Here is a 24,121-nt window from a genome sequence, read left to right on the forward strand (position 1 = left end):
AAGCGCTACAACTAGCCCGCGCAAGAGTAGAAGCCGCCACCCTGAAGACCACCGCGCGCTAATTCCAAATCCGATTTATCGCTCGTTCCGCTCCAGCCGCTGCGGCCTCCAAATACCTCGCCCGTTATTTCTACGGGAGAGGCGGCCGGCCGCATCGCGGCCGGTAGGTGAGGGTTGCGGCTTCATGCAGAATCTAAACCCGCCCGCGAATCCATCCCCACAGTTCAGGGGATGAACTGTTCAGCCTGACGCTCGCGCGCCAAGCGTGCTATGACATCGGCTATGGACAACTCTCAGGTCAACTCTTCACTCCATTCCGCTGAAGTCACCGGACTATTGGTCCGAAAAACCAATTTTGACGGAACGAAACTACCCTTGGTGGTGCATCCGCCCCTGAACCACATCATATGGTATCAATTCTGCCGATGATCTGCGCATCTCGACTCCCGTAATGAAGCACTCAAACCAGGTCACTCTCATCCACCAGATCTTCGGCGCAATCGATCGCGGGACGCCGCCGATGGCCGAGCGGTTCACGCGCAACGACACCTCCGCGTACACCTCGCCGCAGCGCGCCGCCCGCGAGCGCGAGGTTCTGTTCCGCCATCATCCGATCGTCGCCGGCTTCAGCTCGCAGATTCCCAATCCCGGCGACTACCTCACCGAGGATCTCGCGCCGGTGCCGATCCTTGTCGCCCGCAACGCTTCCGGCGAAGTGCGCGCCTTCGTCAATGTCTGCCGCCATCGCGGCGCGAAACTCGTCGCCGGATGCGGCAACGCTGCGAAGCTGTTTTCATGCCCCTATCACGCATGGAGCTACGACACCGACGGGCGCCTCGTCGCGATTCCCGACGACTACGGATTCGAAGGACTCGATCGCGCCGCGACCGGCCTCGTCGCATTGCCGGTTGCCGAGAAGTACGGACTCATCTTCGTCATTCCCACGCCCGGTGAGCCGATCGACATCGACGCGATGCTCGCCGGGCTCGGCGAAGACATCGAATCGTACGGCATCGGCTCGATGGCGCATCAGGAAACGCGCGTGGTCCGCCGCCGGATGAACTGGAAGCTGGTCAGCGACACATTCTGGGAGGCGTACCACATCAAGGTCCTGCATGCGCAGAACGTCGCCCCGCTGTTCTTCAAGAATCTTGCGATGTTCGACGCGTTCGGCCGCAACACGCGCTACATCGGGGTGCGCAAATCAATCGAGAAGCTGCGCGACTTGCCCGAAGAGAAGTGGGATCTGATTCCGCACACGACCATCCTGATGAACCTGTTTCCCAACACGATCCTCGTGATGCAATCCGATCACGCCGAGGTCTACCGCATCTTCCCGGCCGGCGCGCACGTCGGCGAGAGCGTCGCGACGATCAGCATCCTCGCGCCCGAGCCGTCGCCGAAATGGTCGCGCACGATGGATCTCCTGCACGGCGTCGTCGATCAGGATTTCACTCTGGGCGAGGGCATTCAGCACGGTTTCGAGTCGGGCGCGCTCAGAAAAGTGATGTACGGCCGCTACGAAAACGCACTAGAACATTTCCACCGCTCAATCCGCGAAGCTATCGGGGAAGCGTGAGTAGTGCACATCCCGCGGACGCATCTATTTGGGCGCCGGCTCGGAATTACCTGCCAGCGCGCGGTCCACGGCCGCTTCCGCATGGAGCCGTGTAGTATCGAACAACGGCACCGGACTGTCCTCGGGTCTAACCAGCAGCATGATTTCCGTGCAGCCCAGGATTATGGCGTCGGCGCCGCGCTCGACCAGGCGGGTAATTACCGCTGCAAAAGCGGCGCGCGAGCTAGGTTCGATCCGACTCTGCACCAATTCGTGGTAAATGACGCGATGGACCAGCGCGCGATCGTCCGCCTCCGGCACGACGACGTCCAGCCCGAATTGGCGCTGGAGGCGCCCTTTGTAGAAGTCATGCTCCATTGTGAATGCCGTCCCCAACAGCCCGACCCGCTCGATGCCCGCCACCCGGATGCGCTCGGCCGTGGGATCAGCGATATGCAGCAACGGAATACGGACCGCGGCCGCAACCTGGTCGGCCATGCGATGCATCGTGTTGGTACAGAGCAGAAAGAAATCGGCGCCGCCCCGCTCCAGACGCTGCGCCGCCTCGATCATCAGGCGCGTCGCATCGTCCCACCGCCCGGCGTGCTGCAACGCCTCGATTTCGCCGAAGTCGAACGACCACATGAGGCATCGCGCTGAGTGCGACCCGCCCAGCCGCTTTCGGATCGCCTGATTGATAATCCGATAGTACTCGGCCGAGCTCTCCCAACTCATGCCGCCGATCAGCCCGATTACACCTTGCTGAGGCATTGCAATTCTCCGTGGAAAAAAAGTATTGCACCGGCGGCGATGGCATCAAACCACTGTTTTGAACACCGGCACTTCGAATTCTGCGCGGTACCCATCTGCTCTCGCACTCAGACGCCAGACGATCCGGCTGGCTGGATTCGGATCGTCGGTCGGCCGGCAATCCGGCGCAATCATGAACGCGACCGGAATCGCTCCCATCGAATCGCTGATCGAAGTCTGGTCAGTGCGCCACAGAATCCAGTCCCAGGTCGTGAGACTGTGCCAGTTTCCGCGCGTCGTGCGATTGATGCACTCGAGTTCGAGCGCGACTTGTTGCCCGGCCGGCGGAGGCTTGTCGACATGAACCGACCCGGTCAGCGAACCGCCGATTTGCCCCGGCACCGCCGCCATCACGAATCGCGACTCGCCGTATTGGCGCAGCCGCCGCCGCATTCGCATCGCCCACATCAGCATGACGACGCCAATCAGCGGGAATATCAAAGATGGCAGCGAGAAGTAGTCGGCGCTTCGGAGCGCGCGATGCGGCGCGATGAACAAGATCGGAAACGTCGCCACGCACCACGCGATTGCGATGACCGTCAGTCGATTCGCGTCGCGCTGCGCCGAGGTGCGGACCTCGCCTGCGGCCCAGTCCTCGCGCCACATCCACGGCGCGCCGGGATTCGCCGCCCGCAAACCCTCGGAAGGATCGACCGCGCGCGCGTGGTATCGCACCCACCAGATCGCGCCGAAGCCTGCTCCTCCGCACGCTATCGCGATCGACGCAGCCAGCGCCGCCTGCTCCCAATTGCCTTCGCGCGCTCGTGTGATCGCAACCATCGCGGCGAGAAGTGCCGCGATACACAATGGCGTGCCGAAAAGCTTTATGAACCCAAGAACGAACCGTTCAGGATATGTCTTCAACTGAGCGCAGCGAGGCGATCGAAAAAGTCCGGGAACGTCTTCGCGACGCATACGGGATCCTTGATCTTCACGCCGCCGAGTTTCAGCCCCGCTACCGCGAAACTCATGGCGATTCGATGATCGTCGTAAGTCTCGACGGCAGCGGGATGCATAGTGGACGGCATAATCTCGAGCCCATCGCCGTTCTCGACGACAGTCGCGCCGAGCCGTCGCAGTTCAGTCGCGAGTGCGCGGATGCGATCGCTTTCGTGATGCCGGATGAACGCGACGTTGCGGATCTTGGTCGGCGTCGACGCGAACGGAGCAATCGCGGCCAGCGTCGCCACCATGTCCGGCATCGAATTCATCGCGACCTCGACGCCGGTGAGCCGCCCGGTTCCCGCGACCTCGACGTGATCGGGATGCCACACGACGCGCGCACCCATTTGCTGCAGCACGCCAAGAAAACCGAGGTCGCCCTGCACCGAGCTCGAGGTCAGGCCCTCGATTCGCACCGTCCCGCCAACCAGAGCGGCGGCGGCCGCAAAATAGCTCGCGCTCGACGCGTCCGGCTCGATGACGAAACGCTGCGCGCGATACCACTGACCTCCGGGAACAACAATCATGTCGCCTTCGGCCGAGCTCTGCGCGCCCCAGGCCTCCATCAGCCGCAGCGTCATGTCGATGAACGGCCGTGCGGTGTCGCCGATCACCCGCAGCTTGAGGCCGGCTTTCCAGATCGGCGCCGGCATCAGCATCGCGGAGACGAATTGCGACGACACGCGTGCGTCGATCGAGGTTTCGCCGCCCTCGAAGCGTGCGCGCGACGCGTCGACTATCACTGGCGGACAATTGTTGTTGCGCTCGCTGTAAACGCTAGCGCCCAGACGCTGCATCGCGTCGAGTTGCGGCCCGATCGGACGCTGACGCATCCGCTGATTGCCGTCGATGCGGAAACGTCCCTCGCCGAGCGTGACCATCGCGACGAGGAATCGCATCACGGTGCCGGCGCCGCCGACGAAGATGTCGCCGCCATGCGCCGGGATCGTCCCGCCGCGCCCGCTGACCGTGATTCTGCGCGCCGCCTCGTCAATCTCGACGCTAAAGCCCATCACCCGCAGCGCCTCGCTCATGTAACGCGTGTCGTCGCTGAGCAGAACCGAGTCGAGGACCGAGCGGCCTTGCGCCAGCGCGGCCAGCACCATAGCGCGATTGGTGATGCTCTTGGAGCCGGGCAGCACCACGCGTGCGTCGAGCGGGCCGGTCAGGGGGCTGATTTCAATCTCATCCACGGTCTTCTTTTGAGTATCCATTCCAGACTAACCGCAGGGATTGATGGGTCACAAGCACGGGCGCCCGCACAGCACCGCGTTAGGGGGGTTATTGCCTCATACTTGACGCTACGATTACAGTATCTAACGTTACTGGCAGTAGGCTCAGGGGAGGTCGAACGCCATGAGACTCATCAAGCTGATTGTACCGGCCGCAATGATTGCGGTGCTCGCACTGTTCGCGTCGCATGCTGACGCGCAAACGATGGGCGAGTATGCGACGACGGTGGGAGTCGCGAGCGGCGGCGCCACCTCTATGGGCACCAGCATTGGCTCCTCCGTCAGCAACAGCACCGACGATCTCGGCGGAGGATCGAGGACGTGGGGCGCCAGCTCATTGGGCGGGAGTTTCGATGAGAGGGCCGGGGCCGCGTCGGGGTCTGGGTTGGGTCAGGATTTCGAAGCGCGTGCAGGCGCGTCATCAAGCGGATCGGGGTCGGAATCGCGCTGGCCTGCGTCACCGTTTGGCAACGGCGAGTCGTCGAACAGGTTCGGCGATTCCTCCGGCAGTTCATCCGGTAGATGGCCCGAGTCGGATCGATTTAAGGAACAGAGCCAGCTGTCGTCTTCGTCTGATCGCTTTCCGCCCGGGGTGTTGGATCAGAATCGTCAGGGGCTGGATACGCACTACAGCTCTTCTTCGGAGCTGGATAACCACTACAGCACGTCTGGAGAGTTGGACAACAGCTACAGTTCGAACTGACGTTGTCGCTAACTGATTAGGTCTGGGCGGCTGCGTTGCGGCGCAGGCGCTCCTTGCTCGCGGCCGGCCAGACGTCGTCGATCTTGTAGGCCGTATCGAACGCCGTCGCACCTTCGGGAAGCCTCAGCCACGGCAGCTTGCTCCGCGTGAAGATGTGAACGTCGGGCTGGACTGCGTCCGGATTATCGAGCGTCCCAGCGCGGACGAACAATGCGTCGGGGCCGGGCGCAACCTGATAGCGGCTCCAGACGTAGGTGCCGCACTGGTCGCAGAAGAACGCCTCGTGATCCTTGCCGGTGCCGCCTTTTAGAACGACTGACTTCGGCGTCGCGCCGGTCCTTTCGACGAATCGTTTCTCGATCCAGATATTGATCACAAAGCCGCTGCCGGTGATGCGCTGGCAATCGCGGCAGTGACACGCATGAACGATGAGCGGGCTGTTGGTCAGCTTGTAGCGGATAGCTCCGCATGAACATCTACCTTCCAGATTCATAGGACTCACCTTGAAATCAATTGAGGGACTGCCTTGATCGAAGAGACCTATCAAGGCAGTCCCATAGCTGGCTATTCTTCCTTGTGGCAGACGGCTTCGATGTTGTTGCCGTCGGGATCCTTCACGAACCCGCCGTAGTAGTTGGCAGCATAGTCGGGCCTGAGACCGGGCTTGCCATTGTCCTTGCCGCCAGCCGGCAGAGCGGCAGAGTAAAACGATCTCACGGCCGCGCGGTCGTTGGCGACGAATGCGATGTGCACAGGCCCGCGCGATTCGCCCTCGGCCAGCCACAAGGCCGGCGCGTCCTTGGGGCCGAAGCCTAGCACTCCGTCGCCCTCGTACTGCACGCTGAACCCGAGCGGCGCGAGTGCGGCGGTGTAGAAGCGCTTGCTGGCTTTGAGGTCCTTCACCTTCAACTGGATGTGATCGAACATAACTCTCTCTCCTTCTGATAAGTTTGGTCCTTCGTTCTGTTAAAGTCTTAGTGTCGGCCGCGCCACGCGGGCATATCCGCCAGCATCGCGCGCGCCATCGCGCTTGCCGCGGCGGGCGTGACGCCCTGCGACTCGACGTAGAAGCGGGCGTTGGTCTCGAGCACCTGCTCGTAGGACAGCAACTCGCCGCGCGCGTCGGTGCAATAGCGGCAGTAGGGGCGCGACACGTCGCCGCGCGCGAAGTCTTCGGGTTTCTCCATCGGCATTCCGCATGAACCACAAGCGGGACATTTTTCAGCCATCGTCTTATCTCCTTTTGCGGCTTCACGAGTTTTACGGCTTCACGAGAGTCATAAAATGATTCACCAGGGTTTCTCCCTGTTCTGCGATCACGGAGTCCCCGGTGGCGAACACGTCACGATTGACCAGATAGTGATGCACCAGTCCGATCCACGTGTTGAACAGCAGCGGCCGCGGAATCTTGCGCGCGCGGCCCGCTTTGCGTTCGCGTTCCAGCGCTGCGAACAGCTCATAGGACACGGCGGCGTGCAGCATCATCAGGGTGCTGCGCACTTTGGGCGGCAGCATGGGAGCCTCGGTCACCAGCCGCGCGTAGAAGGGCTCGAGCTCCTCCAGCACGCGCAGATGCGCCTGCAGGACGGCGCGCAGTCCAAGGTCATGCTCGAAAGCCTGCCGGAACTCAGCCGCCAGCCGGCGCCCGAACTCGTCGATCACCGCGATCACGAGGTCATCGCGCTTGGGAAAGTGCAGGAAGACGACGCCGTGCGACATGCGAATCGACCTGGCGATGTCGGCGGTCTTCGTATTCACGATACCCTTGCGGGCGAACAACGCCATGGCCGCGTTGACCAACCGGTCTCGCGTCACCACTTTCTGCTCCCGCCGTGTCGCTGCGTGTATCGACTGCTTTATCATTACTGAGTCTCAACTCAGTGAGTATATACTCAGCAAATGGCCATTGGGTCAAGAGGGTGAGTCCGGCGTTTTGCAGATGTCCTGCTTGATGCGAAAGTAAGAAAAGCAGGCAATCACGCATGGCACACTTATACAGGGCGATCGAACCTTACCAGCACGGCACGCTGGACGTCGGTGACGGCAATCGCGTGTACTGGGAGACGTGCGGCAATCCGCGCGGCAAGCCGGCCGTCGTGCTGCATGGTGGCCCCGGATCGGGATGCACGCCGTGGCATCGCAGGCTGTTCGAGCCGAGCGCGTATCGCGTGGTGCTGTTCGATCAGCGCAATTGCGGACGCAGCACGCCGCATGCGAGCGCGCCCGACACGGATCTCGCGAGCAACCACACGACGAACCTCGTCGCGGATATCGAACGCTTGCGTCAGCACCTGGGCATCGAGCGATGGTTGGTGCTCGGCGGATCGTGGGGCAGCACGCTGGCGCTCGCCTACGCGGAAAGGTACCCGAATCGTGTCACAGAGATCATTTTGTTTGGGGTCACGACCGGACGCCACAAGGAGTTCGACTGGCTGTTCCGCGGCGGCGTGTCGATTCTGTTTCCCGAGCAGTGGGAACGTCTGCGCGACGCGGTGCCGGCCGCGCTGCGCGATGGCGACATCGTCGAGGCATTCTGCCGACTGCTATGTGATCCCGACGCATCGATTCGCCAGCAAGCCGCACTGGCGTGGTGTACATGGGAGTCTGCGACGCCTGCGTGGCCGGCTGCGCATGGGTTGTCGCCACGGTTTAGAGATCCCAATTTTGCGCTCGCGTTTGCGCGCATCGTGACTCATTACGTCCGCCACTACGCGTGGCTCGAGGACGGAAGCCTGCTGCGCGACGCGCGCGCGATCGCGGACATCCCCGGCGTCATGGTGAATGGACGCTTTGATCTGCAGGCGCCGATCAGCTGGGCGTGGGACCTCAAGCGTGCGTGGCCTCGAGCAAAGCTGGTGATCGTTGACGACGCCGGCCACGACGCGACGAATGCGAGCATCACCGAGGAGCTCGTCCGCGCAACCGGCGAGTTCGCGCGCAAAGCCTAGAACAGAGAGCCAATAAAGCGCTCGAGCTCAAGATTAAATTTAACTAGCACCCGGTCCGATCCGCGCGTGAGGCCGATGCCGGGACCGAAGTTGTACTCGATCCCGCGCGGCAATTCGCCCTTGAGTACCGGGAAGATGTAGTGCTGCTGCGCGTGCAATGGATCGTTGTCGTCGATCAGGCCGAGCGCGCCGTAGAACTCGAGGCCCGGCGAAATTTCGCGCAGGTAGTCGTAGTAAACGCCCGCGGCGTAGCCGAACTCGAATCCCTTGTTCTTGTTGGGTCCGACGAAGACGCCCTTTTCGAAAATGGGATTGAGCAAGATTTCGAACTTGCGGAAGTCCTTCTCGATAATCGGTTTCAGCTCGAGCTCGAGCTGGTTGTCGTCGAATTGCGGCGTCCGATGCCATTCCAGCTCGACGTACCAGCCCAAATCGACCGGCAACTCGCCTTGCTCGAACAGACTGCCCCTCACCCGAAACTTCGAGCCCGCGTATTGAAACGACTCGGCGTTAGGGTGCGCGAGATTCAGGTACGCGGCGGCCTCGACGTGGTCCGTGAAGCCGTAAGTGAGCTCGAACGCCGTGCGATACAGCGCCTGGCTTGGGATATCGCCGGCCGAAGTGCCGTCGTAGCCGTGATTGTGACCGCTCGGGACGAAGCTGTTGAGCGATTCCAGCTCGACCATTCCCTTGCCTTCGGTCTGATACGGGTACACCTCGAACTCGAAGGGATCGACTTGCGCGGACGCATTCGCGGCGATCAGCAAAAGCGCCGCGGCGAGGATGATCGCGCGGATGCTCATGGCGCGCCCCGCTCAGATCCGCCGCCAGCCGACGCCGCGTGCGAGGATTTCTCGTCGACGATCCATCGCGTGATGGCGGCACGCTCGACTTGCGTCAGACGCGCCCCCGGATGCATCGCGCGGTAGTACCAGGGAGGCATCGCATCGCTCGCAATAAGACGCGCGACCTCGTCGAGCTTTTGATCCTCGGTGCCCGGATCGGAGGTGTAGTCGGTCCATGAAGAGAAGTTCAGCCGCCTCCGCCCTTCGCCGACCTCGTAATGAATCCACCATGAGAAAGGCGCCACGGCGCTGTACCAAGGCCATCGCGTTTGGTTCGAGTGACAATCGTAACAGGAGCGCTCAATGGCATCTTTGACGACCGGCGGCGCTGACAGGTCCCCGTTCACGTTGGGATTCGAACGATCAAGGCGCACAAACTGGGCCGCTACGATTGCGATTGCTGCCGACCAAAGGATCACGCCGAAAGCGCGAGCCGTTGGAGCATCAGCGCGAGACAATCTCGCCCTTGACCGCGCCGTGACTGAAGTCGTCGAAGAACGGGTACGTGCCCGGCGGGAGTGCCGGCAGATAGACCGTGATCGTCTGGCCCGGTTGCACGACGCGCTCGCGATGCAACTCGAAGCTTTCGAACTCGACCGCCGCGTCGCCGGAGTTGGTGACCTGCAATTTGATCGGTGTGTTGGCAGGCAGGGTCAGGCTCGCGGGCTCGACGGCGCCGGCGTGAAAGCGGAGTTGTGAGGAGTCATCAGCCGCGCGCGCCCAAGGCGCAACGAATAAGGCGAGTAGCGCTAGGGAAACGATCGCAGTCGTGGAGATAGTGGATGAAGTTTTAACAGTCACGGGCCAACGCTCCTGAGATTGAGAATGATTCTCATTTACATAAAGGCAACGACCCTGTCAAGCCGCTCCCTGTGCGAGTCTTCAGGTCGTCGGAGGGTGCCGGTGGGAACGTTTCGTTACGGAAGCGTCGCAAGCCGAGATATTTGTCTGGCAGCTGAACCGATAATTGCAAAGATTCACCTTAAGCCTAGGCGTAGAATTTATTGACTAGTGGAGCAATGGCAGCTAATTCATAGAGCCTGTTTCCCTGCGTTCAGCCGGGAGACCCGCGTGAGAGGGGACTCGTGCGCGGGGAGAAGCCTTTTGTTCGTAACGAAGTTGTCAGCGAACCGAATCGTAAAAATAATCGTGGTGCTCACGCTCGCGATCGCATTCGGCATCGCGTTCCCGCCCAACGCTTCGTCGGAAACCAAACTCCCATTCCCGCGTCCGAAATCGATCGAGCCCAACGTCGATTTCTGGGTAGATGTCTTCACCAAGTATTCGGACCACGACTTCGTGGTGGTCGATCGCGACAACGTGTCGCGCATCTACCATGTGTTTCATCTTCCCGGTGACGGCCAGCCGATGCGCACGGATATCGACTGGGCGAACGAGTACCTCAAGATCAAGTATTCCGACATTCTGAATCGCCTCGCATCACGGCCGCCTGCCGACGACGAAGAGCGCGAGGTCGCGGCCATGTTCAAGGGCGAGTCGCCGAGCGCCTATGCGGCCGCCGCACAGAACTTGCGCGTGCAGGAGGGACTGCGCGAGCAGTTCCACGACGGGCTGTTGCGCAGCCGCTATTACGTGCCGACGATGGAGCGCATCTTCCGCAACGCCGGACTCCCGCCCGAGCTGGTGACGCTCGCGCATGTCGAGTCGGGCTTCCACGGCGCTTCGCGCTCGAGCGCGGGCGCGGTCGGAATCTGGCAGTTCACGCGCGACACCGGCAAGCACTACATGAGAATCACGCGCTATCACGACGATCGGCTGAATCCGGAACGCGAGACGCTCGCGGCCGCCAAGCTGCTGCGCTCGAACTACGACACGCTCGGCGATTGGCCGCTGGCGATTACCGCATACAACTACGGCACCGGTGGAGTGGCGCGCGCGGCGGGAATTTACGGCGGCGACTATTGCCAGATGGTACAGCACTACCAGGGACCGCATTTCGGCTTCGCGGTGAAAAACTACTACGCGGAGTTCCTTGCCGCGTTGCAGGTGCATCGCGACGAAGACAAGTACTTCCCCGGCATCGAGGACGAGCCGTCGATTCGCCCCGCGCCAATCAAGACCGACTTCGCACCGAAACGCTCGAGGAAGTCGCGCGTATGCCATACTCACCGGGCTTCCTCGAAGACGCATCACTCGAAAAAGACTGTCGCGCAGCAGACTTGATCGCATCGCGTGGTCAGGTGCGCGAACTCGCATCTGCCACTCTTGTGCGCGGGCTGATCTCGCGGCAGCTCGGACGCTCGCGCACCCGCTCCAGATACGCATCGACCTTGGAGAACGCGTCGAGCTTCATTGCATCGACGTCGAGCACCATCGCCAGCGCCATCAGTGGCACATCGGCGAGCGAAAATTCTCCACACACGTAAGAGCCACTTCGGCGGCGCGAATGGGGCCATCGCAATTTTGCGGCGCACGCACTGCTCGCGTCTGTTATCGTTGACGAGATGCCACGCAAAGCCGCGCAATCCCCGCAGCTTGCCGTCCTCGCCAAACGGCTGAAGGACAGGCTGGGCAACGATCGCCTGGCGCAGAATGCGCTCGCTGCGGTCAAAGATTGTGCGCCCGACGAGCAGTTGGCGCTCGCGTTTCTGACCAAGCTCGCCGAGAATTCTGCCGACGCGCTGAAGGGGGTGCTCCGCGATCGCCCCGCCGGCGCGGACCTGATCTTTTGCCTCGGCTCGTCGGAGCTGGTTGCGACCGAGCTGTCTTTGGCCGGACCCGGATGGTCGGAAATTTTTCTCGACGCGCGCGCCCAGACTATCGACGGACTTGTCGCCGCGATGCGCACCGAACGCGCCACGATTGATGCGCCAGATCGTCAGAGCGCTGCCGCGGTACTCGGGCGTTTCATGCGCCGCATGATGGTTGGGGTGGCGATTGCCGATTTGCTCGACCGGCTAAGCGTCGGCGAAACGGCGCTCGCGATGTCGGAGCTGGCCGACGAATGCATTCGCACAGCGCTGGAACTTGCGAGCCGTTTTCTCGGCGAACGCGCGCGCACGATCGGGCGATTCTGCATCCTCGCGATGGGCAAGCTCGGCGCGCGCGAACTTAACCTCAGCTCGGACGTCGATTTGGTTTATCTTCACGCGTCCTCGGGTTCGCCGGACGGTTCCGAAGCGGCAGCACGTCTCGGCGAATGGTTTACCGAAATTCTGTCGGCGCGATGCTTTCGAATCGATCTGCGGCTTCGGCCGGGCGGCCGTTCCGCGCCGCTGGTGACGCCGATTGAAGGCGCGATCAACTACTACGAGAACCTCGGCGAGCCGTGGGAACGCGCCGCGCTGCTGCGTGCGCGGCCCGTCGCCGGCGACCTCGAAATCGGGTATCAATTGCGCGCCGAGCTGAATCACTTTGTGTTTCGCAGCTACCTCGACTTCGACACGCTGCGCCAGTTGCGCGCGATGAAGCATCAGATCGAGGCGGAACTGAAAACGCCCGCGATGATCGAGCGCAATATCAAGCTCGGCCGCGGCGGAATCCGCGAGCTCGAATTCATCGTGCAGGCGCTCACGCTGATTTACGGCGGGCGCGATCCCCGGCTGCGGGTCGAGCAGACCGTCGCCGCGCTCGAGAAGCTCGACTCACTCGGCTACCTGCCGTCGAAACGCGCGCACGAACTTTCCGACGCGTACCTGTTCCTGCGCGACGTCGAGCACAAGCTGCAAATCGTCGCCGGCCTGCAGACCCACGTGCTGCCGGCCGATGACGACGGGATACGCGCGCTTGCGGCACGAATGGGTTTTGGCAAGGGGGCGGGCGCGCTCGAAAAATTCAGCGAGCGGCTGAAATCTCACCGGGCGCTCGTCGAGCTGCAATTTCGCGAGACTCTCGCCGGCGGTGACGAAGAATCGACCCGTTCGGTCTCCTCCGCGGCGGAGCTCGCGTGGAACGCGGCGCTCGATCCGGATTCCTCGACTCGCTACCTGCGCGAGCTTGGCTTCGCGCGCGCCGAAGAAAGCGCGCGTCATCTCGAGCTGCTGGCTCGAGGACCCTCGCATGCCCCCACCAGCCCGCGCCGTCGCGAGCTGCTCGAACGGCTCGGCCCGATGCTGATTGACGAGATCGGCAGGCTGCCTGATCCCGACCTGGCACTGATGAACCTGGCCGAGTTCATCGCTGCGATCGGCGCGCGGACCTCGTTCCTCGCCTTGCTCGAGCAGCATCCCGCGACCCGGCGCATCCTGCTGCGGCTGTTCGCCTCGAGCGCTTACCTCTCGACCATCTTCATCCGCCATCCCGACATGCTCGATACTCTCGTGCGTTCCGACCTCGCGGCGACGCGGCGCAGTCCGGCTGAACTGCGCGACGAGCTGGCGGGATTGATCGCGGCGAGTCCGGATTTCGAGAGCAAGCTCGACGCGCTCCGCGCATTTCGTCACCAGGAGTTTTTGCGCATCGCAATCGCCGACCTGGCCGGCAATCTCGAACTGTTCGACGTCGAACGCGAGCTCACGACTCTCGCCGAAACGGTGCTGGACGAGGCGATGGTGCTCGCGCGAATCCAGACCGAGGCGCGTTTCACGATTCCGGCCACGATGCGCCTGTGCGCGATTGCGATGGGCCGGCTCGGCGCCGGCGAAATGTCGTACAACTCCGACCTCGATCTGATCTTTGTCTATGACGATCGCGCGGAAGTCGCTGCGGGCAGCCGCGAAATCGCCTCGCGAATCACGCAGAAGCTGATCGCGATCCTCGAATCGCGCACGCGCGAGGGCTATGCCTACAAGCTCGACCTGCGCCTGCGCCCCTCGGGCAACGCGGGCCCGCTGGTCACGTCGCTGGCGGGGTTCCGCGAATATCATAGGCAGAGTTCTGCAGTATGGGAGCGACAGGCGCTGGTACGCGCGCGCGTGATAACCGGCGACCGCGAACTGGGCCGCGAAGTCGAAGCGGCGCGCCAGGAATTCGTGTACGGCCGCGGACTGACGGCGAGCGAGGTCGGCGAGATAGCCGCGATGCGCCACCGAATGGAGATGGAGATCGGCGCCGAGGACAAGACCCGGCTCAACATCAAGCAGGGTCACGGCGGATTGGTGGACGTCGAGTTCCTCGCGCAGATGATGGCACTGGCGCACGGCCATCGTCATCTGGAGCTGCGCGTGCGCGACACGATGGGCTTACTCGAGGCGCTCGACACTCTCCATTTGCTGGCGCCCGCCGACGCCGCCATTCTCGAAGACGACTACCGATTCCTGTCGCGCCTGGAAAATCGCCTCCGCATCGAGAGCGATCAGCCTGCCTGGGCCATCCCGACCTCTGTCGCTGGCCTCCGCCCTCTAGCCCGCCGGATGGGCTTCGAAGGCCCCGATGGCGCAGCACGAATGCTCGCCGAACTGACCCGGTGCCGCGATCGGATCCGTGCAATCTTCGAGCGATACTTCGCCGCCGAGCAGGCAAGGGGCGCTTGATGGACCGAATCTTTGCGGTTGTTATCAGGGATTTCGACTGGTCGATTGAGTAGAGAAAAGGCAATTCATACCACCTGTTGTGGTCAAATGACGGGCGTACCACCAAGGGTAGTTTTGTTCCGTCAAAATTAATATTTGGAAGCGGACGTTGCCCGATGTCGCGTGATGGCCGCCGCGATTGTCGTGATTGTTGCCCATAGCGATTGGATAGCACGGATGGGGCGGTGCGGTAAGGCTGAATAGTTCATCCCTGAACCGAGATCGCTGCAGGGAGAGACAGGGTCGGAAGGACAACGGAGAGCTCATTCCGAGGCCGAGTGGGATGGGCGCAGTTGGGAGCGGAATGCGGCCCAGAAGCTGCAAATACATCTGTTCGTAACACTCTCAGTTGACTTTCACCACGATGTGAATGTCAACTCGTGGTAGATAAAGTTAACTCTCGGTCAGCGAGCTGTGTCGCGATTAAGCACTCGGTTCGTAAGCAAACGGAGGAATATGAAATTTCTAAAATAAGAGCAATCGTGATTGTCGCCGCTCTGGTCGCAGCGCTGATGGGGGTGAGCGCCAGCGCGCAGTCGCCGAGCGCTGCGGCGACCGCCGCGATCGCTCGATTCGCCATTTCTGAAGAGCCTCCGCAGTTTTGGGCCGCCGAAGGTGGGACTCAAGCTAGCTGGATGGCCTTCCGACAGCGGTGTGCCGACATTGGCGCGGAGTTGACGCGCCGACAGGGTATGACCTACCAGCAATTTGAGGCTTCGCCCGGACTCTCGTTCAGCCGAGATGAGATGCTTCGCTGCACACATTTCCTTGCTGGGAAAGCAACGGCAGGGCCGGCACTTTCACCTTCGGCCGTCTCGCCGGCGATCACACCGACTCCGATGAACACTCCGCTTCCCCCGCAGTTTCCGGTCGGGCCGGAATCTTCTGTGCCCGATACGTCCGGCCCTCCTACCGCCGGGCAGCCGTTCGCCGGAGGCAGCGTCTCCGCCTGCCAGAACCCGCCCGCACCGAACGTCGGGGCCCAAACTCCGCCGCTCGATGTTGCGGCTGATGTCTCGCCGTCTCAGAATGTCGAGATGCTGAATCAGGGGCTCTGGGTCTTCGACAAATCCGGAACCGTCCAAGGGAGCGGGCCCGAATCGCTCTACGCGTTCTGATGCGGCAGTCCGGGTGCGAACGGAAATCCCCTGCCGTCGTGTGCCGCGATAGGAAACCCTGACCCCGTCAATTTTACTGACACGCAGATCGCCTATGACTCCATTGACCAGAGGTGGCTCGCCACTACGCTTATACTAGATTCGATCAAACATACGGGTGATTTGATTTTTGCGATCTCTACGGGAACCAGTGCTCTGGACGTTTCCGGCGCATGGGAGCGCTACGACATACCGGTCTGCGCCGCGAACAGCAACGGCTACATTTTTCCCGATCAGCCAATACTCGGTTACAGCTCAAGCTGGGCGGCAGTCGACACAATTTGCGATTACGTCCGATCAGGATTTCGACATCAACGCCACCGCAACCAGCTTTACCTCCACCGGCGCCCCCTTTTCGATCTGGTTCGCATGGCACGAATTCCCGGCAATGTTCGGCTTTCCTGAGACAAACTTCGCAGGCAGCGCGGCAGTTTACACAGGACAGAACACCTGCCCGACTCCCACACCAACAGGAAGCATCAGTCCGACTCCCACGCCGTCTCCTTCGGCGACTCCAACGCCGGGGCCTGTCCTGCAGCGCTGGGGCGACTACAATTCACTCATCTGGGATCCCAGCCTCACCAGTTCAAGCGGTGAGAAGGGGCTGTTCTGGAGCGTGCTGGAGTTCACGCAGGGCGGCACCGACCAGTCCACCGTATGGACGCCGTTCAACGATGCGCTGCCGTACTTTATTGGGCCAGCAAGCAATGTCGAGTCCGAGTGTTCCGGCGGTGCAGGATCGACGTGTAAGGTCACCGTTCAAACGCCGTCCGGAGTTCAGAACGGCGACGTCGTTCTTGTGGGCATCTTGTTAGGCGAACCGGCATCACATCCACCAACGCTACCCGACAGCAGCTGGACGTTGCTTTCCGCATCGAACATCAGCGGGGCTCCTCAGCAGATCTCCGCATCAAACACTTCCGGCACTGATACTTCTTGGCTCGCCGCACACATTTTCGGAAGTGTCCCAAATGATTCCGGCTCGTATACATTTAAGCACTTTCTCAACAGTTCCGTGGAGCTCGGCTCGTTTTTGATGGTTTACCGGGGCGCCGGTCAAAATTTAAGCAATTATACGGCGTATGGCTTCGAGCGGAATGGCTTTCACAGCAACTTCACAACGGGTTCCATAACTCCCCTGGGAGAAGCCCAACTGGTCGCAATGATCTACGCCGAGATAGGTTGCGAGGATCCAGGTAATGAGCCGGTCGACACTTTCGCGTCTCCATCGGGATCGCCGGCGCTGTCGGCTGAGACCCCGCTCGTGCCCCCAAACGGGTCGCTTCCTTGGTTAGGCGCGGACGCTGGCGTGCCAAGTACGGGCCAATCTTTTGGTCCATATACGTTTAGTGTCACCACGGCCTGCCCAGATACCGCGAACATCTGGCTCGGGTGGGAAGTTGCAGTACCAGAGGAATAGCAGTGGGTTCGAAAAGCGGCCAATGACCGGGGCCGGAGCGAGTGATCGCTCCGGCCTTTTTTCCAACTGCCGCGCTAGTTGGGGAAGTCGCAGATCCGGAATTCTTTGTTTCTAATTCAGCCGCATGGAACTGCCACCGTCACGGTGGCGTTTGCGCCACCCGACTCTGGAAGCAGTTTCTCGGCCAACATCAGGGTCAACAGCGACGCGACCGCGGGCGACCGGTCGGCCAAAGTCAAACTTACAGGCTCGGCAAAAAAACGTAAGCGGCCGACTCCGACGCCTACGCCAACCCGCACCCCCACCGCAACGGCGACCTTGACTCCTACTGCCACAGCTACTGCATCGGCAACGGCAACTACTACAGCGACGGCGACAGCCACTTCTACGGCGACGGCCACGGTCACTGCGACCGCAACTCAGACTGCTACGGTAACGGCGACGGCGACTAGAACCGCGACACCAACAGCCACGGCAATTGCAACTCAGACTGCGACTACTACAGCCACGTCTACGATGACAGCCACCGCAACCGCGACTCGGACCTCGACGGCAACCGCAACGCGAACAGCCACCGCGACGGCTACTCAGACCTCGACCGCGACCGCAACTCCTACGACGACCGCCACCGCAACGTTCACGGCGACCGCAAGTCCGACTCGCACGGCGACGGCTACATCGACGCCGACAGCGACCGCGACTGCGACCTCGACAGTCACGGCCACACCCACGGCGACCGCAACACCGCTGGTCTTGACCGACGTGCTGACCTATCACAACGACATCGGACGTACTGGACAAGATCTGACCGAGAGCATTCTGACGACAACGAACATCAACAACGTCACTAACCCTACGCCTGCATTCGGCAAGCTGTACGAGCTGGGGGTTGACGGACTTGTCGACGCGCAACCGCTCATCAAGACGCAGGTCGCGATCCCGGGTAAGGGCACGCACAACGTGCTCTACGTCGTCACCGAGAACGACAGCGTTTACGCCTTCGACGCCGATAGCTCCGGGGCGGCACTTTGGCAGGTATCGGTGGTTGGGTCGGGAGAGACTCCCTCGGATCCCCGAGGATGCAGCCAGGTACCGAACCAAATCGGCATCACGTCCACTCCCGTAGTCGATCCGACGGCCGGACCCCACGGCACTATCTACCTGGTAGCGATGTCCAAGAATACGAAGTCGGGCGCCTACATCCAGCGCATCCACGCGCTCGACTTGACGACCGGGGCCGAAGAATTCGGCGGCCCGGTTACGGTGACGGCGACGTTTGCCCCCGGTCCCGCTTTCAGTCCGGGACAGTACAAGGAGCGGGCGGGATTGCTCTTGCTTAATGGCCAGATCATCACGACCTGGGCATCACACTGCGATGACCAGCCTTACAATGGCTGGATCATGGCCTACGACCAGAACACATTGGCGCAGACTTCCGTTCTGGATATCACCCCGAACGGCAGCGAAGGCGCGATTTGGCAGGCTGGCGGAGGGCCCGCGGCCGACAGTTCGGGCAATATCTATCTGCTGGACGGCAACGGTACTTTCGACACGTCTATCGTCGGAGGTTTCCCCAGCAAGGGAGATTTCGGCAACGGTTTCCTGAAACTGTCGAACTCGAGTGGATTGCAGGTCACCGACTTCTTCGAGCCTTATGACACCGTCAGCGAATCGAACAGCGATGCGGATTTGGGTTCAGGCGGCGCGATGGTGTTGCCCGACATGACCGACTCGACTAACACGACGAGGCATCTAGCGGTCGGCGCCGGCAAGGACGGCAACATCTACCTCGTCGACCGCACCAACATGGGCAAGTGGAACTCGACGAGTAACAACAACTTAAACGCCTACCAGGTGCTGACGGGCGCATTGAACGGCGGTGAATGGGCGATGCCGGCGTACTTCAACTTCACTCTTTACTATGGCGGAGTGAGCGAACCACTTCAGGCGTTCGCGTTTTCGCAGGCCAAGCTCGGGGCGATGCCGACGTCGAGCAGCAGCGAGACCTACGGTTATCCGGGGACGTCACCGAGCATTTCGGCCAACGGGACGAGCAACGCAATCGTGTGGGCGGTCCAGGCTAACGGGTCAGCTGGAGTCCTGCACGCGTACGACGCGACCAATCTGGCCACCGAGCTTTACAATAGCAGCACGGTGCCGGCCGACAGTTTTTCGGACAATAAGTTCATCACGCCGACGATCGCGAACGGCAAGGTTTACGTCGGTACGCCGAGCAGCGTGGCGGTGTTCGGATTGAAGCCCTGAGACGGCATGCGGCTTGGACTGGTTTGGCGTAACTCCTTTTTTCTTTGCGAGGAGCGCGCTTAGCTCCTCTCGGCTTACTGTTTGTCGAAGACCAGCACGTCGCTTACCGGCTGGCCGTCCGAACCAGTCCCTTTCGCCGTGATCGTCATGACCTTCCCATCCTTGGAGACCACGAGTCGCGACGTCCGAACTACTTTTCCGGCTTTCTTGAAGGTCGACTTGGTCGTGTCCGGGTTGATGCGCTTAAGGGCAATAGTATCGGCGCCGCTCGGTCCCGTCCCTGAAATCGGATTGGACTTACCGTCGTAGTTCGCCGTGTAGCTCCAGGTGGTGGGGCTTCCATCCGGAGCAGTCCCCTGGGAGCTAGCTTTGACGCCATTGTCCTGGGCTTCTAATGTCAGCGTCAGACTCTTTGGTGCCGGCCCAGGACTGAATTTCGACTTTTCGGTGTTCAGTTTCCACGTGCCAGCGGAGGGGTTGCTTTGGGCCAGTACGACACCCGACACGAGCATACCCAGGACAACGACAGTGACAGATACTAAAGTCTGCTTCAGTTTCATCGGGATCTCTCCTTTCCGTCAGGCCGCTAGCTTTTAATGTTCGGTGTAGTGCTTGGCGAACTGCCTGTCTGCTACTTGCGACTGCGGGTGCGCCTGATTCGTAGAACACGTAAGGGGCCGGACACGAACCGGCCCCTTGGATTGTCAAACTGGAATCCCCGGTTTGAGTCCTGATTCAAGGTAATGGAAAAACGCAATCGGCGCGAAACTGGTTTTGACCTGTGCACACCGGTGCTGATTATCGACTTTGCTTCTCTCGCGCCTCTAACACTTGCGCTACCGTGTCCATGAATTGGCCGTAATCGGCTAGTGGGTGCACCTCAAAATCATAGAAGAGTCCCAGCGGCGAGCCGAACAGGCGCTGGTTCACGTCTTCCGCGGAATTGGCGTTCAGGATACTGATACCGCCACCTCCCACGAAGGCGTAGGCACAGTCAACCTCACCACGCTTGATCGCGCCGAGCAGCCCTTCCTTCTGCGCTCGAATCATCTGGCTGGTCGGCTGTACAAGCGCCCCGGCGCGCGGTTTCCGAATCACGAGAAATTTCATTGGACTACCTCCTATTGACTCAAGCTATTAATTCGCCGGCCCGATGCCCTGCACCTGTTCTCCTTGCGTTGCCGAGCTGAGTTCGTTACGACGCCAAAACCCTCGACTACTCCAGCGTCAGGTTTAAGGCAACTCGGGGTTGACGGGAGGCTGGGTGGCCGCGATAAAGCGCAGCATCAGCGCCTGCAGCTCCGCGCCATGAGGTCCGAACAGGATCGCGGTGCCGTGCGCGCTGCCCGGATAAACCTCGATCGACTTCGGCGCTTGCGCCAACCGATACAGGATTTCCGGCTGCCCTCCGACCAGAGGGTCGGCGGCGGACGTGACGAACAGTATCGGCGCGCGAACGTGGCGGATGGATTCGGTGACGACCAGTCCGCCAAAGCTGGTCGGCGCCGAGATACAGATTATTCCCGCTACATCCTCGCGCGCGGCAACCAGGATTGCGGCCTCGGCACCGAGACTCGCGCCGGCGATGAAGATGCGCGAGACGCGCGGGCGCATGAACTGGTAGGCGGCCAGCAGATCGGTGCCGGCATACTCGGTGCCCGAGGTTCCCTGCGACTCCGTGAATCCGCGGAAATCAAAAGTCAGCGCCTGGTAACCGTGCGCCGCGAGCACTTGCGCGAAGTCGGTCCAGTCGGACTGATCGGCGGGATACATGTGCGCGAGGATCACGCCGGTCGAGCCGTTGCCATACAGATGACCGCGCAGCAGCACGCCGTCGGAGGTCGTGAACGAGACGTGCTCGCCGCCTAGATCCTGCGGCTTGCGCGTCGGATTCGGCGCGAAGCATCCCGCGGCAACCACAATGATCACGATGAGCGCAAGTACGCCGCGCTTTTTTCGGGCTTGTAAGGATCCTGATTGCTGGTAGTAAGATGCGAGCATCGGAGGAAGCAACATGACAAAACTTCACGGAACTTCAAGATCGCGCAGCGCCCGGTCCTTGTGGGCTCTCGAAGAGCTCGGCGTCAAATACGAACACAATCCGATGCCGACCACCGAGGCCAAGTCGCCCGCGCATCTCAAACTCAATCCCAACGGGCACGTGCCGGTGCTCGAGGACGACGGCGTCGTAGTCTGGGAGTCGATGGCGATCAATCTCTACCTCGCCGAGAAGTACGGCAGGAATACGCTATGGCCGCCCGAGCCCGCCGCGCACGCCGACATCTACAAGTGGAGCTTCTGGGCGATGACCGAAGTCGAGCCGCATCTCATCACGATTTTGCGCAACCGCGTGATGAATGCACCCGAGAATCGAGACGAGAAAGCCGCGCAGGCCGCGGTCGAAGCGCTGAAGGCGCCGTTCAACGCGCTAGAGGAATCGCTCAAAGGCAAGGAATATCTGCTCGGCAAAAACTTCACGATCGCGGACTTGAACGTGGCCGCGGTCATGAGCTGGATTCCTATGCTGAAGCTGGACTTGTCGTCGACGCCGAACGTGCAGGCGTGGCTGCAGAAGTGTCTCAGCCGTGAAGCAAATAAAAGAGTTCGCGCGCTGAAGTAATTCGCCGGCCGACTGAAGTGAGGTAGGAATCATGGGAGTGTTGTCAGGTTATCGCGTCATCGAGCTGGCCGGGATTGGCCCGGGTCCAATGTGTGCGATGCTCTTGTCAGATATGGGCGCCGACGTCCTGCGAATCGATCGCGCCGCCGAGGCCGGTTTGGGCATCGCGATGGATCCGAAATACAGCCTGCTCAATCGCGGCCGCCGATCGGTCGCGTTCGATCTCAAACGGCCCGAGGCGATCGAGGCCGTATTGAAGCTGGTCGCGAAAGCCGACGCGCTGATCGAAGGCTACCGTCCCGGCGTGACCGAGCGGCTCGGCCTCGGCCCCGACGATTGTCTCAAGCGCAACCCGCGCCTCATCTATGGGCGCATGACGGGATGGGGACAGGAGGGACCGCTCGCGCATGCGGCCGGCCACGACATCAACTACATCGCACTGTCAGGCGCGCTGCACAGCATCGGGCGCAAGGGCGAGGCTCCGGTGCCGCCGCTGAACCTGGTTGGCGACTTCGGCGGCGGCGCGCTCTACCTGGCTCTGGGAGTGGTCGCGGGCCTGCTCGAGGCGCAGAAGTCCGGCAAGGGCCAGGTGGTCGATGCGGCGATGGTGGATGGAGCGGCGTCGCTGATGACCGCGATTTACGGCATGCACGGCTCGGGGTTCTGGAACAACGAGCGCGGCGACAACATCCTCGACACCGGTGCGCATTACTACGACGTTTACGAAACCAAGGACGGTAAGTACGTCGCGATCGGCTCGATCGAAGCAAAGTTCTACGCGGAGTTGCTGCGGCTGTCGGGACTCCAGGGCGAGGAACTGCCACATCAGCAGGATCGCAAGTCGTGGCCCAGGATGAAGGAGCGGCTGAAGACGCTGTTCCGCACCAAGACGCGCGACGAATGGTGCAAGATAATGGAGGGCAGCGACATTTGCTTCGCGCCGGTGCTCAGCATGGATGAAGCGCCCAAGCATCCGCACAATAAGCATCGCGGAACTTTCATCGAGCAAGGCGGCGTGACTCAGCCGGGGCCGGCTCCCCGATTCTCGCGCACGCCGAGCAGGATTCAGCGACCGCCGGCGCGGCCCGGTGAGCATACCGAGGAAGCATTGCGCGACTGGGGTTTCGCCAAAGCGGATTTGGATGCGCTCCGCAAATGCGGCGCGATCGGCTAGGCGTTTAGCTCAGCAGCGGCTCGGCGTCCTTCGGGTTGCCCCTAAGGTGAAAACGGAGTACGGAAACGGTGCTGGCGCTTTCGGAACTAGAGTGTCTTGAGCCGCGCGCTGATGACGACGAGCGGCGTAGAGAAAACAAGTCGAGAGGACACAATATGCCTTTGTACCTGATCGAGCGAAATTTTGCGGAACAACTGAACGTGAACAAGGAGGCCGCCACGGCGGTCTGCCAAGTCAACACCGATGTCGGCATCCAGTGGCTCACCTCATTCCTGAGCGCCGACAAGAAGAAGACCTACTGCCTGTACGAGGCGCCCAATCCCGAGGCGATCCGCGAGGCGGCGCGCCGACTGAATCTGCCCGCTGACACGATTGTCGAGCTCGGTGATCAGCGGATTTCGCCGGCGGCTCCGAATTTGATGGCGCCTACGCGCGTCAACTGATCGATCGCTCTAGTGTAGGTCGGGCTTCATTTCTGATGTCGCGGCCGTGATGCGTTCCTCGAGCGCGCGCATCCCCAACTCGCGCGCCGTGACGAGAGCAGCTTCGAGCAGCGTCGCGGCCTTATCGCGATCGCCTGACTGGTGGCGCGCGAGCAGCATCGTCGCGTACTGCTGTTGGGTATGCGCAAGCCACGGCCGCGCGTCCATGCGTGCGTTCATCGCCAATGCGTCTTCAAAATGCCGCTCGGCGACGTCCCACCGTTCGAGGGTGGTAGCTAACGCGCCTAGGTAGCGGGAGACGGCGCCGAAGCAGGCCACGGCATTCCCGACAACTATATTGAGCGCAGCGAACGGTAACAAAATCTGGTACAGCGTTTCGGCGCGCGCCCGATCCCCTAGCAGGGTGTTGAGGAAAGGGTTTGATTACTCAAGTTTCATATCTCGTTAGGGACGCGGGACTGGGATTGCAGGTTCTACCCGCGACCTACTTCAGTCGCGGCACGGTGTGGAAGAGTGGTGTGGGCTGATGATTC

28 protein-coding genes are annotated in these 24,121 nt (G+C 61.4%); 11 read left to right on the plus strand and 17 right to left on the minus strand.

What is annotated here, in order from left to right; genetic code table 11:
• Positions 1–451: 451 nt before the first annotated feature.
• Entirely contained in the window at positions 452–1,579 is a 1,128-nt protein-coding gene (locus VJX68_RS17150; protein ID WP_324096941.1) for an aromatic ring-hydroxylating oxygenase subunit alpha, read from the plus strand.
• A 24-nt stretch (positions 1,580–1,603) separates the two neighbouring features.
• Here VJX68_RS17150 and VJX68_RS17155 read toward each other — a convergent pair whose 3' ends face one another.
• The 3 genes from VJX68_RS17155 to aroA all read right to left on the minus strand — a co-directional run bounded on the left by VJX68_RS17155 (position 1,604) and on the right by aroA (position 4,524).
• Complete coding sequence (locus VJX68_RS17155) at positions 1,604–2,329, minus strand: aspartate/glutamate racemase family protein (RefSeq protein WP_324096942.1); 726 nt, start codon at positions 2,327–2,329, stop codon at positions 1,604–1,606.
• Positions 2,330–2,374: 45 nt separating this feature from the next.
• Complete coding sequence (locus VJX68_RS17160; protein ID WP_324096943.1) at positions 2,375–3,148, minus strand: hypothetical protein; 774 nt, start codon at positions 3,146–3,148, stop codon at positions 2,375–2,377.
• Between the two features lie 80 nt (positions 3,149–3,228).
• Positions 3,229–4,524: a 3-phosphoshikimate 1-carboxyvinyltransferase gene (aroA, locus tag VJX68_RS17165; RefSeq protein WP_324096944.1), complete on the minus strand. Its 1,296-nt coding sequence runs from the start codon at positions 4,522–4,524 to the stop codon at positions 3,229–3,231.
• A gap of 142 nt (positions 4,525–4,666) precedes the next feature.
• Here aroA and VJX68_RS17170 point away from each other — a divergent pair, with 142 nt between their 5' ends.
• Positions 4,667–5,245, plus strand: a complete 579-nt coding sequence (locus VJX68_RS17170) for a hypothetical protein (RefSeq protein WP_324096945.1) — start codon at positions 4,667–4,669, stop codon at positions 5,243–5,245.
• Positions 5,246–5,261: 16 nt separating this feature from the next.
• Here VJX68_RS17170 and VJX68_RS17175 read toward each other — a convergent pair whose 3' ends face one another.
• The 4 genes from VJX68_RS17175 to VJX68_RS17190 all read right to left on the minus strand — a co-directional run bounded on the left by VJX68_RS17175 (position 5,262) and on the right by VJX68_RS17190 (position 7,063).
• A complete protein-coding gene (locus VJX68_RS17175; RefSeq protein ID WP_324096946.1) occupies positions 5,262–5,738 on the minus strand; it encodes a GFA family protein in 477 nt (158 codons plus the stop codon).
• 71 nt (positions 5,739–5,809) lie between these two features.
• A complete protein-coding gene (locus VJX68_RS17180) occupies positions 5,810–6,172 on the minus strand; it encodes a VOC family protein (protein ID WP_324096947.1) in 363 nt (120 codons plus the stop codon).
• A gap of 47 nt (positions 6,173–6,219) precedes the next feature.
• On the minus strand, positions 6,220–6,474 hold the full coding sequence (locus VJX68_RS17185) for a zinc ribbon domain-containing protein (RefSeq protein WP_324096948.1): 255 nt from the start codon (positions 6,472–6,474) through the stop codon (positions 6,220–6,222).
• A gap of 31 nt (positions 6,475–6,505) precedes the next feature.
• Positions 6,506–7,063, minus strand: coding sequence for a TetR/AcrR family transcriptional regulator (locus tag VJX68_RS17190; protein ID WP_324096949.1), 558 nt, complete (start codon positions 7,061–7,063; stop codon positions 6,506–6,508).
• 164 nt (positions 7,064–7,227) lie between these two features.
• Between VJX68_RS17190 and pip the strand changes: the two genes are divergently transcribed.
• On the plus strand, positions 7,228–8,193 hold the full coding sequence (gene pip, locus VJX68_RS17195) for a prolyl aminopeptidase (RefSeq protein ID WP_324096950.1): 966 nt from the start codon (positions 7,228–7,230) through the stop codon (positions 8,191–8,193).
• On the opposite strand, the gene VJX68_RS17200 is transcribed toward pip, so the two are convergent.
• The 3 genes from VJX68_RS17200 to VJX68_RS17210 are packed head-to-tail and all read right to left on the minus strand — an operon-like array spanning position 8,190 to position 9,839.
• Positions 8,190–8,996, minus strand: coding sequence for a hypothetical protein (locus VJX68_RS17200; RefSeq protein ID WP_324096951.1), 807 nt, complete (start codon positions 8,994–8,996; stop codon positions 8,190–8,192). The two genes, pip and VJX68_RS17200, sit on opposite strands and share 4 nt — an antisense overlap.
• Entirely contained in the window at positions 8,993–9,457 is a 465-nt protein-coding gene (locus VJX68_RS17205; RefSeq protein ID WP_324096952.1) for a heme-binding domain-containing protein, read from the minus strand. The genes VJX68_RS17200 and VJX68_RS17205 overlap by 4 nt, the downstream gene beginning before the upstream one ends.
• A gap of 25 nt (positions 9,458–9,482) precedes the next feature.
• Entirely contained in the window at positions 9,483–9,839 is a 357-nt protein-coding gene (locus VJX68_RS17210) for a cupredoxin domain-containing protein (RefSeq protein ID WP_324096953.1), read from the minus strand.
• 303 nt (positions 9,840–10,142) lie between these two features.
• Between VJX68_RS17210 and VJX68_RS17215 the strand changes: the two genes are divergently transcribed.
• On the plus strand, positions 10,143–11,222 hold the full coding sequence (locus VJX68_RS17215) for a lytic transglycosylase domain-containing protein (RefSeq protein WP_324096954.1): 1,080 nt from the start codon (positions 10,143–10,145) through the stop codon (positions 11,220–11,222).
• Positions 11,223–11,235: 13 nt separating this feature from the next.
• Here VJX68_RS17215 and VJX68_RS17220 read toward each other — a convergent pair whose 3' ends face one another.
• On the minus strand, positions 11,236–11,394 hold the full coding sequence (locus VJX68_RS17220; RefSeq protein WP_324096955.1) for a hypothetical protein: 159 nt from the start codon (positions 11,392–11,394) through the stop codon (positions 11,236–11,238).
• 109 nt (positions 11,395–11,503) lie between these two features.
• Here VJX68_RS17220 and glnE point away from each other — a divergent pair, with 109 nt between their 5' ends.
• The 3 genes from glnE to VJX68_RS17235 all read left to right on the plus strand — a co-directional run bounded on the left by glnE (position 11,504) and on the right by VJX68_RS17235 (position 17,086).
• Complete coding sequence (gene glnE, locus VJX68_RS17225) at positions 11,504–14,470, plus strand: bifunctional [glutamate--ammonia ligase]-adenylyl-L-tyrosine phosphorylase/[glutamate--ammonia-ligase] adenylyltransferase (protein ID WP_324096956.1); 2,967 nt, start codon at positions 11,504–11,506, stop codon at positions 14,468–14,470.
• 419 nt (positions 14,471–14,889) lie between these two features.
• Positions 14,890–15,627, plus strand: a complete 738-nt coding sequence (locus VJX68_RS17230; protein ID WP_324096957.1) for a hypothetical protein — start codon at positions 14,890–14,892, stop codon at positions 15,625–15,627.
• Between the two features lie 190 nt (positions 15,628–15,817).
• The gene (locus VJX68_RS17235) at positions 15,818–17,086 is read left to right on the plus strand and encodes a hypothetical protein (RefSeq protein WP_324096958.1); all 1,269 of its coding nucleotides are present in this window, start codon (positions 15,818–15,820) and stop codon (positions 17,084–17,086) included.
• Positions 17,087–17,202: 116 nt separating this feature from the next.
• Here the strand turns inward: VJX68_RS17235 and VJX68_RS17240 are convergent, their stop codons facing one another.
• Both VJX68_RS17240 and VJX68_RS17245 read right to left on the minus strand, forming a co-directional pair.
• Positions 17,203–17,487, minus strand: a complete 285-nt coding sequence (locus tag VJX68_RS17240; protein ID WP_324096959.1) for a hypothetical protein — start codon at positions 17,485–17,487, stop codon at positions 17,203–17,205.
• A 186-nt stretch (positions 17,488–17,673) separates the two neighbouring features.
• Positions 17,674–17,817: a hypothetical protein gene (locus VJX68_RS17245; protein ID WP_324096960.1), complete on the minus strand. Its 144-nt coding sequence runs from the start codon at positions 17,815–17,817 to the stop codon at positions 17,674–17,676.
• Positions 17,818–17,848: 31 nt separating this feature from the next.
• Between VJX68_RS17245 and VJX68_RS17250 the strand changes: the two genes are divergently transcribed.
• Positions 17,849–19,351: a pyrrolo-quinoline quinone gene (locus tag VJX68_RS17250; protein ID WP_349255934.1), complete on the plus strand. Its 1,503-nt coding sequence runs from the start codon at positions 17,849–17,851 to the stop codon at positions 19,349–19,351.
• 74 nt (positions 19,352–19,425) lie between these two features.
• Here the strand turns inward: VJX68_RS17250 and VJX68_RS17255 are convergent, their stop codons facing one another.
• From VJX68_RS17255 to VJX68_RS17265, 3 genes are all read right to left on the minus strand, one after another.
• Positions 19,426–19,911 (minus strand): hypothetical protein, encoded by a 486-nt coding sequence (locus VJX68_RS17255; RefSeq protein ID WP_324096962.1) that lies wholly within the window; start codon positions 19,909–19,911, stop codon positions 19,426–19,428.
• A gap of 238 nt (positions 19,912–20,149) precedes the next feature.
• Complete coding sequence (locus VJX68_RS17260; protein ID WP_324096963.1) at positions 20,150–20,461, minus strand: hypothetical protein; 312 nt, start codon at positions 20,459–20,461, stop codon at positions 20,150–20,152.
• Between the two features lie 123 nt (positions 20,462–20,584).
• Entirely contained in the window at positions 20,585–21,280 is a 696-nt protein-coding gene (locus VJX68_RS17265; protein WP_324096964.1) for an alpha/beta hydrolase, read from the minus strand.
• Between the two features lie 85 nt (positions 21,281–21,365).
• Here VJX68_RS17265 and VJX68_RS17270 point away from each other — a divergent pair, with 85 nt between their 5' ends.
• The 3 genes from VJX68_RS17270 (at position 21,366) to VJX68_RS17280 (ending at position 23,588) form a co-directional block, all read left to right on the plus strand.
• Positions 21,366–21,971: a glutathione S-transferase family protein gene (locus tag VJX68_RS17270; protein ID WP_324096965.1), complete on the plus strand. Its 606-nt coding sequence runs from the start codon at positions 21,366–21,368 to the stop codon at positions 21,969–21,971.
• Positions 21,972–22,002: 31 nt separating this feature from the next.
• Positions 22,003–23,145: a CaiB/BaiF CoA transferase family protein gene (locus VJX68_RS17275; RefSeq protein WP_324096966.1), complete on the plus strand. Its 1,143-nt coding sequence runs from the start codon at positions 22,003–22,005 to the stop codon at positions 23,143–23,145.
• Between the two features lie 155 nt (positions 23,146–23,300).
• Positions 23,301–23,588, plus strand: a complete 288-nt coding sequence (locus tag VJX68_RS17280; RefSeq protein WP_324096967.1) for a DUF4242 domain-containing protein — start codon at positions 23,301–23,303, stop codon at positions 23,586–23,588.
• Positions 23,589–23,597: 9 nt separating this feature from the next.
• On the opposite strand, the gene VJX68_RS17285 is transcribed toward VJX68_RS17280, so the two are convergent.
• The gene (locus VJX68_RS17285) at positions 23,598–23,906 is read right to left on the minus strand and encodes a hypothetical protein (RefSeq protein WP_324096968.1); all 309 of its coding nucleotides are present in this window, start codon (positions 23,904–23,906) and stop codon (positions 23,598–23,600) included.
• Between the last annotated feature and the right edge of the window lie 215 nt (positions 23,907–24,121).

The sequence above is a fragment of the Binatus sp. (SeqCode) genome (assembly GCF_035272065.1).
In the GTDB taxonomy this organism is placed as follows: Bacteria; Desulfobacterota; Binatia; order Binatales; family Binataceae; genus Binatus.